The organism is Paenarthrobacter sp. NPDC089322, assembly GCF_040684895.1.
Lineage (GTDB): Bacteria > Actinomycetota > Actinomycetes > Actinomycetales > Micrococcaceae > Arthrobacter.
Genome location: NZ_JBFBGW010000008.1, coordinates 98,907 through 112,571 on the forward strand (window position 1 = coordinate 98,907; position 13,665 = coordinate 112,571).

General features: G+C 61.5%; 13 protein-coding genes. 7 read left to right on the top strand and 6 right to left on the bottom strand.

The features are described from left to right. Together AB0N65_RS10745 and AB0N65_RS10750 are read right to left on the bottom strand one after the other, a co-directional pair. Positions 1 to 1,002 carry a sugar ABC transporter permease gene (locus AB0N65_RS10745; protein WP_364160941.1) on the bottom strand — a complete coding sequence of 334 codons (1,002 nt, stop codon included), beginning with the start codon at positions 1,000 to 1,002 and terminating at the stop codon, positions 1 to 3. Continuing rightward, the gene (locus AB0N65_RS10750) at positions 999 to 2,417 is read right to left on the bottom strand and encodes an extracellular solute-binding protein (protein WP_364160943.1); all 1,419 of its coding nucleotides are present in this window, start codon (positions 2,415 to 2,417) and stop codon (positions 999 to 1,001) included. The genes AB0N65_RS10745 and AB0N65_RS10750 overlap by 4 nt, the downstream gene beginning before the upstream one ends. A 286-nt stretch (positions 2,418 to 2,703) precedes the next feature. On the opposite strand from AB0N65_RS10750, the gene AB0N65_RS10755 reads away from it, so the two are divergent. Continuing rightward, entirely contained in the window at positions 2,704 to 3,849 is a 1,146-nt protein-coding gene (locus AB0N65_RS10755; protein ID WP_364160945.1) for an ROK family protein, read from the top strand. Between the two features lie 4 nt (positions 3,850 to 3,853). Here AB0N65_RS10755 and AB0N65_RS10760 read toward each other — a convergent pair whose 3' ends face one another. Then, a complete protein-coding gene (locus AB0N65_RS10760) occupies positions 3,854 to 5,269 on the bottom strand; it encodes a PLP-dependent aminotransferase family protein (RefSeq protein WP_364160947.1) in 1,416 nt (471 codons plus the stop codon). Here AB0N65_RS10760 and AB0N65_RS10765 point away from each other — a divergent pair. Genes AB0N65_RS10765 through AB0N65_RS10775 form a run of 3 tightly spaced genes read left to right on the top strand, consistent with a single transcriptional unit; the run spans position 5,268 to position 7,281 of the window. Beyond that, positions 5,268 to 6,221: a DMT family transporter gene (locus AB0N65_RS10765; protein ID WP_364160949.1), complete on the top strand. Its 954-nt coding sequence runs from the start codon at positions 5,268 to 5,270 to the stop codon at positions 6,219 to 6,221. The genes AB0N65_RS10760 and AB0N65_RS10765 overlap by 2 nt on opposite strands. 16 nt (positions 6,222 to 6,237) lie before the next feature. Continuing rightward, positions 6,238 to 6,861, top strand: a complete 624-nt coding sequence (locus tag AB0N65_RS10770; RefSeq protein ID WP_364160951.1) for an FMN-binding negative transcriptional regulator — start codon at positions 6,238 to 6,240, stop codon at positions 6,859 to 6,861. A gap of 9 nt (positions 6,862 to 6,870) precedes the next feature. Continuing rightward, the gene (locus tag AB0N65_RS10775; RefSeq protein ID WP_364160953.1) at positions 6,871 to 7,281 is read left to right on the top strand and encodes a VOC family protein; all 411 of its coding nucleotides are present in this window, start codon (positions 6,871 to 6,873) and stop codon (positions 7,279 to 7,281) included. 14 nt (positions 7,282 to 7,295) lie between these two features. On the opposite strand, the gene AB0N65_RS10780 is transcribed toward AB0N65_RS10775, so the two are convergent. Beyond that, positions 7,296 to 7,811, bottom strand: coding sequence for a GNAT family N-acetyltransferase (locus AB0N65_RS10780; RefSeq protein ID WP_364160955.1), 516 nt, complete (start codon positions 7,809 to 7,811; stop codon positions 7,296 to 7,298). Further along, positions 7,808 to 8,278: an SRPBCC family protein gene (locus AB0N65_RS10785; RefSeq protein WP_364160957.1), complete on the bottom strand. Its 471-nt coding sequence runs from the start codon at positions 8,276 to 8,278 to the stop codon at positions 7,808 to 7,810. The genes AB0N65_RS10780 and AB0N65_RS10785 overlap by 4 nt, the downstream gene beginning before the upstream one ends. Positions 8,279 to 8,413: 135 nt before the next feature. Here AB0N65_RS10785 and AB0N65_RS10790 point away from each other — a divergent pair, with 135 nt between their 5' ends. Beyond that, complete coding sequence (locus AB0N65_RS10790; RefSeq protein ID WP_364160959.1) at positions 8,414 to 9,457, top strand: FUSC family protein; 1,044 nt, start codon at positions 8,414 to 8,416, stop codon at positions 9,455 to 9,457. On the opposite strand, the gene AB0N65_RS10795 is transcribed toward AB0N65_RS10790, so the two are convergent. Further along, positions 9,414 to 10,433 carry an Lrp/AsnC family transcriptional regulator gene (locus AB0N65_RS10795; RefSeq protein ID WP_364160961.1) on the bottom strand — a complete coding sequence of 340 codons (1,020 nt, stop codon included), beginning with the start codon at positions 10,431 to 10,433 and terminating at the stop codon, positions 9,414 to 9,416. The genes AB0N65_RS10790 and AB0N65_RS10795 overlap by 44 nt on opposite strands. 116 nt (positions 10,434 to 10,549) lie before the next feature. On the opposite strand from AB0N65_RS10795, the gene AB0N65_RS10800 reads away from it, so the two are divergent. Beyond that, the gene (locus tag AB0N65_RS10800) at positions 10,550 to 12,073 is read left to right on the top strand and encodes an amidohydrolase (protein WP_364160963.1); all 1,524 of its coding nucleotides are present in this window, start codon (positions 10,550 to 10,552) and stop codon (positions 12,071 to 12,073) included. Positions 12,074 to 12,094: 21 nt separating this feature from the next. Further along, entirely contained in the window at positions 12,095 to 13,660 is a 1,566-nt protein-coding gene (locus AB0N65_RS10805) for an MFS transporter (protein ID WP_364160965.1), read from the top strand. Positions 13,661 to 13,665: the final 5 nt, after the last annotated feature.

The window sequence follows — 13,665 nt, forward strand, 5'->3', positions numbered from 1 at the left end:
TTAAACCTCCTCTTTCTTGGCGAAGAACCGGATGTAGATTCCTACGAACAGGCCCAAGATCAGGGCGAGGACCAGTGCCTGCGCTGAAGCTGCACCGATATCGCCCCGAGCCGTCAGGTAGTTGAACACTGCTACGGACACGACTTCCGTTCCGGCTCCGCCCCCAGTGAGCAGGTAGATGTCATCGAAGCTGTTGAACGTCCAGATGAAACGCAAGACGGAAAGCATTGCAATGGTCGGCAGGAGTTGGGGAAGCAGAATGAAGCCAAAGCGCTGGATGGGCGTAGCGCCGTCCACTCTCGCTGCTTCTTCCAAGCTCTCAGGCACAGCGTGGAGCCTGGCCGTGATGAAGAGGAAGGCGAACGGGAACGATCGCCAAACTTCAAACAGGATGATGGCTATCAGCGCCGTGGGAACGTTGAAGTCCAATCCCAGAAAGGAGACCTCGCGCGAGCGTTCGCTGAGGAAGGGGATGGACTCTTCCCACCCAAAGATCGCCTTGCCCCAGTGGTTAAGCAGCCCGAACTGCGGATCAAGCAATGTGGTCCACGTGAAGGTCACTGCCACGATCGGCGAAACATAAGGTATCAGCATGGAAGCGCGGACCAGCGTGCGGCCTTTGAACGGCTTCCGCAACGCCAATGCAGCGATAAGTCCCACCCCGATTGCTCCCGCGGTTCCGAACACGGAGTAGGCAAGCGTGGTCCCCAGGGACTGGAAAAAGCTGCTTGAAAACACATTGTCGAAGTTGTCGAGGGTGTACGGACCAAAAATTCCGGCCGTGCGGATATTCAGGATCCGCACGCGTTGGAAGGCCAGCACCAGGGTCCACAGAATCGGAAGGACGACCATGACCAACACCAGGATCAGGGTTGGGGAAAGCAGCGTCAGGCCTGCACGTTGCTCCTCACGCGCCATGCGGGATCGCTTGGCGCGAGCGCCCGGGAGAGCGCCGGCCGTAACCGCCCGCTCTCCCGGAGCGTTCTTCTCGACGAGGCTCACTTCAACGAATCCTGGATGGAACGCAGTGAGTCTGCCGCTTGCTTTGCTGCCGTTTCGGGATCGACACCGCCGGAGGTGACGTCACTGACAGCTTTCGCGATGGGCAACTCTCCGAGCGCCGCTCCGACGAGGTCGCCCTGTCCTTGCGTGATGCCCCAGCGCTTCAAGTCATCGGGTCCCGACTGCAGGACCGAGAGGACCTCAGCGGAGTAGAAGTCACCCAAGGGCTCCTTTTTGTCGACGCCGGCAGGCATGGTCTTCCACTTGTCCGAGTACTCCGTGGGGTTGGCCGCGGTGCCCGAACGTACCGGGAGGCGCCCCTCAGGAGCGATGGAGAGCCAGTCAGCGTAGCCGTCACTCATGAAGTACTCCATGAACTTCCTGGCCGAGTCCGAAGCGGAATCCTTGGTTGCCGTCCAGGAGACAATTTCGCCAAACTGGGCCGGCTGGTCTCCATCCGGCCCCTGGATGCCTGTCACCACACCTGTGTTCTTGGCCAAAAACGCAGGGTCTGCCGCGCACTCCGGGCAGGTAGGCATTGCGTCATTTCGCAGTCCGGCCATTTCGTCAAGGATGAAGGTCGACCAAATAGCCATCGCGGCCTGGCCGGCAAAGTAGCTGGCGCGCACGGTGTCCACGTCTTGCGCGCCCGCTGCGGAATAGTCCTTCAGAACGTCCCGGTAAAAGGCCAGCGACTCAACGCACTCCGGGCTGTCGAAGGTTATGTCTCCCTCTTTGTTGACCATCTCACAGCCATTGCCCTGGGCTATGTGCTCAAACGTTTGCTGGGTGAACGCCTCGCCAGGCTTATTTGCAGCAACCAAGCCGGCAAGTTGCGGCGAGTCAAGCTTTTGCGCTGCAGCCTTGATGTCGTCATAGGTCTTCGGGGCCGGGATTCCAGCTTTGTCGAAGAGATCCTTGCGGTAGTAAAGCAGCTGCTGCCACGACGCGTCCGGAACAGCCAACTGCTTTTCGCCGTCGCGGGTCAACTCAAGGGAGCGGGGCGAGAAGGTCTTTTCGTCCAAAGCCTTGATGACTGCCGCATTGGTATCGGTGTCCACAAAATCATTGGCTGATAGCGTTCGCACCTGAGCCAGGGAAATGGAACCTATGACGTCCGGAAGATCACCTGCGGCGGCCGAGGATGTCAGGACCTGGTTGAACTGGTCCTCCGGTACCCCCACGAGGTCCACCTTGACGCCGGTAGCTGCAGTGAACTTTTCAATAATGGCCTCGGTCTTGGCCACCCTGTCCGGAAGAGTGTCCGCAGTCCACACGGTGATGGCCTCGACGCTGCCGTCGGGGCCGGAACCGCTATCCGCCCCGTCGTCGGGCGTGCAGGCTGAGAGCATTGCGACGGCGAGGGTTGCTGCGGCAATGACGGCGACGTTCGACCGTCCTTTGGTTCTCTTCACTTCGATGCTCCTGTCATGGGCGTCGCCGGCACTGGCTCCGCGGGATTCTCGCTGGCATTCACTTTGGGCAAACCCACCGTCATGGCGGCATTGCCAAGGGAAGCACACGTCAAACATGCGTGTGAGTGCTGTCACACTAGCTAACTTGTGTCTAAAGGCTATCCAAATGTTGTCTAGCTGTCTAGCATTAGGTGGAGAGGGCGCTGACGCTCACGTACAGTCGAGGTCATTGGATGTTCATAGGGGCACTTCGATTCGTGGCCAAGGCAAAAGTAGGGAGCGGCAAATGTACGTTGGACCAGGCGATGTACTTCACCTGATCAAGTCCGGCAAGGCCCGCACCCGCGGGGACATCCAGGAGGAAACCGGGATGTCCCGGATGACGGTGGCCCAGCGCGTCGACGCCCTGCTGGGGGCAGAGTTGATCCGCGAGGCTGGAGCGGACAGGGCATCAGGCGGACGTCGCCCTACTCAACTGGCCTTCAACCTGCAGCATTCGTGCATCCTCGCCGCAACCGTCGAGACCACATCGAGCAGGGTTGCCCTTACCGACCTCGGTGGAGAGATACTGGCCGTTGACCAGCTGGATCTGGCAGTCAGCGACGGACCCGAAGAGGTCCTCGGCGCCATCACGGACGCAGGACGAGGCCTCCTCAAACGAACCAAAACCTCCCCGGCCAAGGTTTCCGGGGTCGGTATTTCGATTCCCGGTCCCGTGGATCCACACACTCTTCGCCCCAGCCAACCGCCCATCATGCCCGGTTGGGACGCTTACCCCGTGGCCGAATTCCTCAAGGATGCCTTCGCTGCCCCTGTCCTCGTGGAGAATGACGCCAACGCCATGGCTGCCGGTGAATACAGCGCAGGCTTCCCGGGGGTGTCCTCGCTCTGCCTGGTGAAAGTCTCCACCGGAATCGGCACTGGCCTGGTCATCCATGGCCAGGTGTATCAAGGAGTCGACGGCGGGGCAGGGGATATCGGGCACATCCGCCTCCCTGCGTTCGCCGAATTGCAGTGCCAATGCGGATCTTTTGGTTGTCTCGCCGCCGGAGCAAGCGGTGGTGCCATTGCGAGGAACCTCACCGCACTTGGCACCTCCGCCACGTCGGGCCGCGATGTCCAGCGCCACCTGTTGGCGGGCGACGTTGAAGCCATGCGCCTTACGCACGAGGCAGGCCGCCGGCTCGGCGAAGTGATGGCCACCGTGGTCTGCCTCTTCAACCCGGGCGTCCTGCTTGTCGCAGGCGACCTCGCCTCGTCACACCTTATTGGGGGCATCAGGGAGACCCTCTACCCGATGTCGCTCCCCCGTGCTACGCGGAATTTGGACGTCCGGCTCGCCTCGCTTGGCGAGGACGCTGGAATCCGGGGCTTGTCGTGGCTTCTTGTGAACCAAGTATTTTCGGCGCCCGCTGTCAACGCCCGCCTTTAACGGATTAGGCGCCCAGCAAACCCCGAACCGCTTCGCCCAAGACCCGCGCCCCCTCCGGGAAAGCTCCCGGGTTGGGGCCGGCGTAGTTGAGCCTGATGTATGGGCCTTCCGGTTCCGCCGGGAACCACTCGGTCCCGGCAGCAATGAGCACCCCGGCCGCTTCGCAGTCCTTGGTGAGCTGCTCGGCGTCGAACCCGTCCGGCAAACGCAACCACAAATTCAAGCCGCCTTTGGGCAGGTGGCTGAGGTGCGCTTGCGGAACGTGCTCGCGCAGGCTGGTGACCAGGAGGTCGCGCCGGGACTGCAGTTGATGGCTCAGGCCGCGAAGGTGAGTTTGCCACCCAGGCTGAGTGACGACGTCGAGCGCCGCCGCCTGGAGGAGGCCACTGACGTACATCGACTCCGCCGCCTGCGCGCCCATAATCCGTTCCCGCGCGGGACCCCGGGCAATCACGGCTGCCACGCGAATGGCGGGTGACACGCTTTTGGTCAACGACCGGATATACACCACGTGCCCGGAGTCGTCCTTGGCCGCGATCGGCATGGACGGTGCGGTGATTCCGAAATCGTGCGCCCAGTCGTCCTCCACAAGGAAAGCTCCGTGCTGCTGGACGATCCGCAGCACTTCCTCGCCCCGCTCAACGGACCACTGCGCTCCAGTCGGGTTGGCAAAGTTGGGTTGCGCATAAAACATACGGGCACCCGATTCCTCGAAAGCCCGGGCGAGTTCTTCGGGGTCCGGCCCTGCGGGACCGCTGGGCACGGGAATAACGCGAACGCCCGCCTGGCCAGCTGCCAGCAACGCACCCCAGTAGCTGGGCGACTCCACCAACAGCGGCTGCCCATGCCCCACCAGGCCGCGGAAGATCGAGCTGAGTCCGCTCTGGCTCCCGGGAAGTACGACGACGTCGCCCGGCTGGGGCGGCGTGACGCCCACTGGCGTTGAGGTGCTGAGTTCATGCGCAAACCAGGACTGCAGTTCGGGAAGGCCCTGCGCGGGCGGGCGTGAAAGCGCGGCATCTCCGCGTGAGGCGCGGGTGAGGGCGGCGCGGACGAGCCGTTCCGGCAGAAGTTCGCGATCCGGATAGCCGGAGTGGAACGCGATGACGTCGTTGGACGCATTGCGCATGGCGGCGGAGTTCAAAGGGCGCACGGCTTGGGCAGGGCGCAATGCCGCGGTCTGCCAACCGTAGTCGGAAGGCCTCGCGGTGCGGTAAGCCCGGACGAACGTCCCAACGCCCGGGCGGCTCTCGATTAGTCCTTGTGCAGTCAGAGTCCTCAAGGCCTTCTGCACCGTTACCGGGCTGGCTTGGTATTCGGCCACCAGTTGGCGGGTGGATGGCAGCTTCGCACCCGGAGCAGCCCCTGCGATCCATTCCTTCACTCGCGAGACGATCCGGGAACTGCTATCGTTATTCATGAGTCACAATAGTAGCGCTACTACACTTTCGCCGCCAGTGGTATCCACTCCAACCTCAACAGGAATCTTGTGGGGGTTGTTGGGCGTCGCGGCTTTTTCCCTCACCGTTCCGCTCACGCGAGTGGCTGTTGAGGGACTCTCTCCCCTGTTCATTGGCGCAGGACGGGCTGTGGTTGCAGCTATTCTTGCCGCGCTGGCATTGGCCGTTACCCGTCAGCCTTTTCCCCGCGGCATCCAATGGCTGCGTCTGGCCGTGACTGCCGGGGGCATTGTTGCGGGCTTCCCCCTCCTGACGACATTCGCGCTCACCAGCACCTCCGCAAGCCATGGAGCCGTGGTGATCGCGCTACTGCCTGCAGCCACGGCGACGGTAGCGGTAATCCGGGGTCGGGAACGTCCCCGACTGCTGTTCTGGGTCCTGACAGCCCTGGGCGTCATAGCCGCATTGGTCTTCGCCTTCCTGCAGTCCGGCGGATTCGGCTCGCTGCACTGGGCTGACCTGCTGCTCCTTGGGGCCGTGGTGGCCGCGGCTATCGGCTATGCAGAAGGCGGCTTGCTGGCCCGTGAGCTCGGCGCATGGCAGACCATCTCCTGGGCGTTGGTGGTGGCGTTACCGGCCATGATCGTGTTGACCATCATCTCCGTGGGTCCAGGCATCCAATCCGCCACCCCTGTTCAGTGGGCTTCCTTCGCATACCTTGGCGTCGTGAGCATGTTCCTGGGTTTCTTTGCCTGGTATCGAGGGCTGGCCATCGGCCCCATGGCGCAGGTCAGCCAGATCCAACTTGTCCAGCCCGTCATGACCATTGCCTGGGCAGCCCTGCTTCTTGGCGAGTCCCTGACCTGGACCACGGCAGCGGGCGGACTCGTGGTGATTCTCTGCGCAGGTGCGGCTGTCCGCGTAAGGCTCAACCCGCCGTCGAACATCAAGCCGTCGACCATCAACTCCTGAAAGGAAGAAGAACACCATGTACACCCCGGCGCATTTCGCCGCACCACCCGAAGCCGTAGCGGCACTCCTCAAGAACCAAGAGGCCGCCAACCTCGTCACCATGAGCCCGGAAGGCCTGGCCGCTACCCTGCTGCCGTTTGTCTTCGACGAGTCAGTAGGAGAGCACGGTGCCCTGCAGACGCACATGGCACGGAACAACACGCAGTGGTCCTCGTCAACCAGCGGTGAAGCCCTGATGATCGTTCAAGGAGCGGACTCCTACATTTCGCCGTCCTGGTATGCATCCAAAGCCGAGCACGGCCGCGTGGTACCCACTTGGAACTACTCCACGGCCCACGTCTACGGGAACCTGGTCATCCACGACGATACGGAGTGGCTGGGCCAGCACGTCCGCCGGCTATCCGACCAGCACGAGGCAGGCATGCCGAAGCCGTGGACCGTTGATGAAGCACCCGAGCGGTTCATTGCGGGCCAACTCAAGGCGATTGTCGGCGTCGAACTTGTCATTACGCGGATCGAGGCGAAGACGAAACTCAGCCAGAACAGAACCCCGGACGATGTTGAAGGCGTCATCCTTGGCCTTCGCCAGGTCGGCGAGACAGCGAGCGCTGCGGATGTGGAGCACGCCCGGACCTCGTAGACTCGGGCCATGCGTGACATTGCTGCGGGGTCTGTTGGGTCAATCCACCACCTTGAGATCTGGGTGCCGCACCTTGAACGTGCCCGGGAGGAGTGGGGTTGGCTTCTGGGCGAGCTTGGCTACAGGCCCTTCCAGGAATGGCCCACGGGGTGCAGTTGGAAGCTCGATGGCACGTACGTCGTGGTGGAGCAGACGGATGCGATCACGGCAACCACACATCGGCGCACCGATCCCGGCCTCAACCATGTGGCCTTCCACGCGGGCACGCGTGAGAATATGGACAGGATCCGGGCGCTCGGTGCGGACGCTGGCTGGTACGAGATGTTCGAGTCAAAGTACCCGCACGCCGGCGGGCCGGATCACTACGCGGCGTACCTGATCAACACGGACAGTTACGAGGTTGAGCTGGTGGCTGACTAAGCGATTACTTGGGACTATCCGGGCGGGACCGCCGGGCGCTGCATCGCCACACGGGGCCAGCGGGTCAACCCGAGCTCGGCCTCGTGCTCCATGAGGCGCCTTAGCTCGGGGCCCCAGCTGCCGGCGTCGAAATCCTCAAATCCCAGGCGACGGTAGTACGGGGCGTTCCACGGCACATCCCGGAACGTGCTCAGGGTCTGCCTCTGCATTCCGTGCCCCCTGGCCCAGATCCGGGCAGCGTCGAGCAACTCGCTGCCCAGGCCCTGATGCGCCTGTTCCGGATGGACGCTGACCTGCTCCACATGGGCATTGCCGTCCACGATGTCCACCAGGATGTACGCCACGGCGAAGTCGAGCCCGTCCGCGTGCACCCAGGAACGCGCTCCCGCCACGTAGGTTCGCAGTTGATCGATGGTGAGTGGTTCGTCGTCCGCTACCGAGTCCATCCCGAGCGCACGGAACGCCTCACCCGCAGCCTTTTCGATGTCCTGCAGTTGAAAGAGGTCGTCGTTGCGGGCGAGCCGGATCATGGCTCTGCGTCCAAAGCGGGCGGGACGGGACTCACGAGGAACCCGTTTCGCTTCTCAATCAGGTTCTGCATGTACCGGGCGAGGACCAGCTTTTCCACCAACCGGCCCAACGGACCGAACGGCGCGGCGAATTCCACGGTGTCCACCATCAGCGTGCCGCCGAAGTCCGGCCGGAACTCGTGAGTGTGGCGGAGGTACTTGAAAGGGCCCCTCACTTGCTCGTCAGTGAACGACGTCGGCGCGTCCATCCGCGTGATGCGGCTGGTCATGCGGAACCGGACTCCCAGGTGCCAGGCCTGCCACGTGACTTGCTGACCCTCCGAGATGAGCCCGCTGGTCACACCGGCAATGGCCCGTTCCCTGCTCTTGGTCATGAACCCCACGTGGGCGTCGATGTTCCGGGACAGATCGAACAACTCCTGCGGCGACATCGCAGAGCGGGTTCGGCAGACGAAAGCTACTGGCATAAGACGATTTTCCCACTCCTGCACGGTTGGCTTGCTACGGCTTGTGACCGGGAACATGGCAGCGCGCATCCCGATCCTGATAATTTTCGATTCAGACTGTCCATCCACAAACGCTGCACGATTGGTGGTGTTCCCGTGCCCGCAATCATGACGCATGCCCGTGAACTCCACAGGATAGGGCCTGCAGACAACGACCGAATGTCTGCAGTGCGCGTTGCCCTTAGCGTTGCAGTTCCGGGGATTGTCCTGATCCTCATTGGCCGCCCTGACCTCATGATGTACGCGGTGTTCGGCGCTTTGACCGGCATGTATGGCCGCAATGAGACCCACCAGTTGAGGCTCAAGCACCAAGCTCAGGCCGCACTGGTACTGGTCGGCGGACTCACCATCGGCGTTTTCCTGTCCGTGAACCACATCCATTCATGGTGGTTGGTGCTGGTTGCGACGATCTTCGCCGGAGCCGGGTCGATCTACGCCGACGCCGTGCGCCTCAAACCCATCGGACCGTTCTTCGGTATCCTCGCGTTGGGCGCCTGCGCCTCTGTCCCCACCAGCGTTCCGCTCACGACGGCGGTACTCATCGGAGCAGCGTCGGCGGCCTTTTCGATGGTGGTCGGTTTTGCCGGCTGGCTTAGGCGCCGGACCTGGGATTCGGGAGCGGCCCGGGACGTGCCGTTGCTACGCGGTCCGTTGCGGCAGTCCGCATTGGTCCATGCGGCGCGCTACTCCATTGCCGTTGGCGCAGCCGGTGCGGTAGGCGTGTTGACCGGCAGCGGCCACCCACACTGGGCCATGGCAGCTGCCGCTGTGCCGCTGGCCGGCGCCGACCTCCCAAGCCGCGTCCACCGAGGCATCCACCGCATTGTGGGGACGTTCCTCGGCCTGGTGGTTGTCGCCGGCGTACTTTTCCCAAGTCCGTTCTCGCCGTTGGAGTACTTTCCTGGGCACACCCCGGTGGTCCTTGCCGTCCTCGTGGTCCTGTGCCAATTCCCCACCGAGCTGTTCATGACGCGGCATTACGGGTGGGCCATGGTGTTCTTCACGCCGGTGGTCCTGCTGATCGCACAGCTCGCCGCACCGATGGATCCGGGCTTGCTGGTTCTGGAGCGTGCGGTGGAAACGTTTGTGGGGGCAGTCATTGGGATAGCGGTGGCGGTGGTGGTTCAGCGGCGGAGGTAACCCGACCGTTCTCGTCGAGTATCCGCCCGAGGTGCTTTCCGGCGTGAATTACCAGAGACCGGTCAGCAATCCGGGCCCCTGGGATTGACTTCTCCAGCATGACCTCCAGACGGTGAACGTCATCGAGGGTTCTCAACCACACTGACATGATCAGGTTGTATTGGCTGGCAGATCGGGCTGCAAGCCTTACTTCTTCCACGCGTGCCAATGCTTCACGCACGTTTTCTATCGAGGAGGCCGGGACTTGCATGAAGTACCAGGCATGGACAGGCCAGCCCGAGTAGCTTCTGGCGATATCGGTGCGAAATAGGAGCTCCCGATTGTTCCTTAGCACTGCGATGGCGTCCGCAACCCGCTGACTCGTGACCCCGGCTTTGGTGGCGATGTCCGATGTCGTAGCCCGGCCGTTGGCGGCAAGCTCGGATTCGATGACTCGTTGCAGGTCGTCTGGAATTTGGCGGGATGCCCTCGGTCTCGGTGGGCGAAGCGGCGGAATCCGCTGTATGTCGCCTGCTGAAAGTTCCCGCAGACGCCAGGCACCGCCTTCCTTGATCACGTCCGTGACGAGATGCGTCCGAGCGGAGCGAATAGAGGCGAATTCGCCCAACTGGTAGAGCACGAAGCTAGTAACGTCACGCATCGATTTGGCGACGAAGGTGAGAATCAAATCGCGGCTTCCAGCCGTAAAGTCGACCGAAATAATGTCCGGATTCCCGGCCAGAGACTGAAACGTTGCCATGGCACCGCCGGGTCCGCATTCCACTTCGATCAGTGCAAGCGTTGACCGTCTCTTTCCGGGACTGTAGCCACTGACCCACGCCAGTCCGCTGGATGACAGCCGTTCCCATCGGCGCGCCAATGTCACCGCATCTGCACCAACCACCGGCGAAAGGTCGCTCCAAGAGGCTCGTGGATCAATCTGTAAGGCATGGACCAGGCGTAGATCAATCGCGTCAGGCTCGTATTCCTTCACCATGAGGCCAGTAGAACACTATTTCCTTCACATGAACCATGCGAAGCCTGTGACGCATGACACTCATAGCGCACCCTGGCCTTCCAGGCAGGGCCACAAAGGCAACGTGAAAGGACATCATGACGGTCATTGATTCGGTAGCGCCATCACCTGAAGAAAAATCAGTACGTAGCTCACAGGACTCGGCAGGCAATAAATTCGATCGGGCCGAACGGCTTGAGGTGATTGCCTCCATCACCAACCATCACTTGCCCGTGTTCACAGAACTTAGCGACGCCATCTGGGATCATCCTCAACTGCGGTGGGAGGAGTCTGACGCCGTCGAAAGGCAGATAGCGCTTGCAGAACAGCACGGCTTTAAAATCACAAGGGAACTAGGAGGCATCCCCACCGCCTTCTCGGCTGAGTACGGCAGCGGTGGCCCTGTCATCGCAGTCCTCGGTGAGTTTGATGCTCTTGCCGGTCTGAGCCAGGCATCAGGCTCAGCCTCCCGGACCCCTGATCCAGGCAACACAACGGGCCACGGACACGGCTGCGGTCACCATTTGCTCGGTGCCGGTTCCCTACTGGCTGCCGTCACCGTTGCCGAGTATCTGCGGACATCGGGGCTCCCTGGACGTGTTCGCTACTACGGATGTCCCGCAGAGGAAGCAGGGTCAGGGAAGGCCTACCTTGTCAAAGCCGGGGCATTCGATGACGTCGATGCGGCTGTTACATGGCATCCGATTCCCAACACCTCAACCCGTCAATGGCTGAGCTTGGCCAATATCAACCCGGTCTTCCATTTCCGCGGTGTTGCGGCACACGCAGGCGGCGCCCCGCACATGGGCCGCAGTGCACTGGATGCAGTGGAACTCCTCAACGTAGGAGTCAACTTCCTTCGGGAACACATGCTGGATAGTTCACGGATACACTACGCGATCACGGACGCCGGCGGGGAATCTCCGAACGTAGTTCAATCCCAAGCTTCGGTCTACTACTTGGTAAGGGCGAGGACCGTCCGCGAGATGCAGGAGCTCTACGAACGTGTCCTCAAAGTAGCCCGCGGTGCCGCACTAATGACAGAAACGGAGCTAACGGTCGAAATCCAAGGAGCGACCGCCGAGCTGCTGCCCAATGAAGTATTGGAACGGGCAATTCATGAAATCACTGAGCTTATTGGGCCCGTCCCCTTCAACGAAGCCGACCAAGCCGTCGCACAAAAGTTCCTGACGCAATACCCCGAGTCCGAGATCACAGCAGTCCGGCAGCGTTTTGGTATCGACCGCTTCGATACCAAGGCCCTCCACGACTTGCTGCCTGCGCTGAATCCTTCAATGCCCAGGCACCAGGAGACCGGATCAACGGATGTGGGTGACGTTAGCTGGGTGACACCAACCGTCCAGATTTTCTCCGCGAGTATGGCCATTGGCACCCAAGCCCACTCCTGGCAATGGGTCGCCCAAGGAAAGCTTCCAGCAGCACATAAGGGAATGGCGCATGCCGCCAAAGTCATGGCAAGCACAGCGGTAGAGCTGCTCACAGATGAACCGCTCCTGGCAGCGGCGAAAGCCGAGCACCTGGAAGCCACCACGCTCACGCCATTCATTTCCCCGATTCCCGACGGCGTCCTGGCGCCTCCGCTGCGTACAAACGACGCCTAAGACTTCCCCTTTGGAGTAGCAATGAGTTCCACACGTATCCTTCGGAACCCCCAACCCGGTGCTGTCAAGGCCGGGACGTCGGCGGCAGTCGGGTTCCTGATTTTCCTGGAATTTGGCAGCGGGCTGTTGCAGGGCTGGTTGGGCCCCCTGCTTCCTGCCATTGGCGCAACCCACGGCGCCTCTGCCGCGTCCCTCAACTGGATCATGGCCATCTATCTTCTGGCAACCGTCGTCGCGGTTCCTATTTTGGCGAAACTCGGCGATATGTTCGGTCACAAGAAACTGCTGGTCTTCGCGACTGCTGCCGTGGCTGCCGGATCCCTGCTGGTCGCCTTTGCGCCCAGCTACGAATGGCTCCTGGTTGGCCGCGCCCTGCAAGCACCTCTTGGTGCATTCCTTCCATTGGAGTTCGCCATCGTCCGTCACAGGGACCCTGAAAACGCGGGCAAGAGCATCGGTCGGCTGGTCGGCGCGCTCACTCTAGGCGGAGTCGCGGGTGGCTTGATTTCAGGGGCGGTTATGGACGCTTTGGACAGCCTCACACTGACCCTGCTGGTCCCGGGTGTTTTCCTGGCACTGTGCATTCCGGTGGTGAAGTTCTTGGTTCCGGAGACAACGCTTCTTAAAAAGGGCTCCATTGACTGGCTCGGCGCAGCCTTGCTGGGCTTGGGAATGCTCGCACTCCTTGGTGGCGTATCCAATGGGAACGCCCTGGGTTGGACAAACCCGCTTGTGATTGGCGGGATCGGACTTGGGCTTTCCTTCCTTGTCGCTTGGGTCCTTGTTGAACGCTCGGTCAAGCACCCCCTTATCGACCTTCATGTTCTAACGCGCGGCATCGGTCTCCCCGTCCTGATGTCGCTCCTTGTGGGCGCTCAGATGTTCGCTTCCAACACGCCCAGTTCGCTCTTCCTCCGCGCGGACCCGGCAAACGGTTATGGATTCGGACTTAGTGCATCAACAGCAGGCCTGGTCCTTGCCAGTTACGCCTTCGCCCTCTTTGTCGGATCAACCTTCAGTGACAATCTCGCCACGCGCCTGGGAGCAAAGAGCACAATTATCGGCGGAGGAATTCTTAGCGCCGTTGGGTACTTGCTCATGGTTTTCTGGCCCGGAACGGTACTAACGTTCAGCGCGTGGCTATTCGTCTCTGGAGTAGCTTCGGGGATCCTCATCGGGGTTCTTCCCACTGTCATCGTCAAGCGAGCACCGGCAGATTCAGTAGGCATCGCCTCGGCAATGTACAACACATCGCGCTCCGTGGGAGGCGCAGTAGCCGGAGCCGGCTTTGTGCTCGTCATGTCATCCCTCATAACGCAGACAAGCGTCAATGGTGCTCCATCGGCCATACCTTCCCACGACTCGTACCGCATCGTATGGAGCATCTGCGCCGCCATTTGCCTGGTGGTTTCCCTCATGGCTACACGGCTGAAGAGTAGCAAGTCAGTGGAAACTGCAGGCTCACAAGGCAACGAGAGCCCATCGCTACGAGACCCGGACCATGAGCTCCAATCGGTCGGTAAATCCTCCGAAACGATTAAGCACGAACCGGCTCCCACTGCCCCTTCAGCGGCTCAGGACTTGTAAACGCG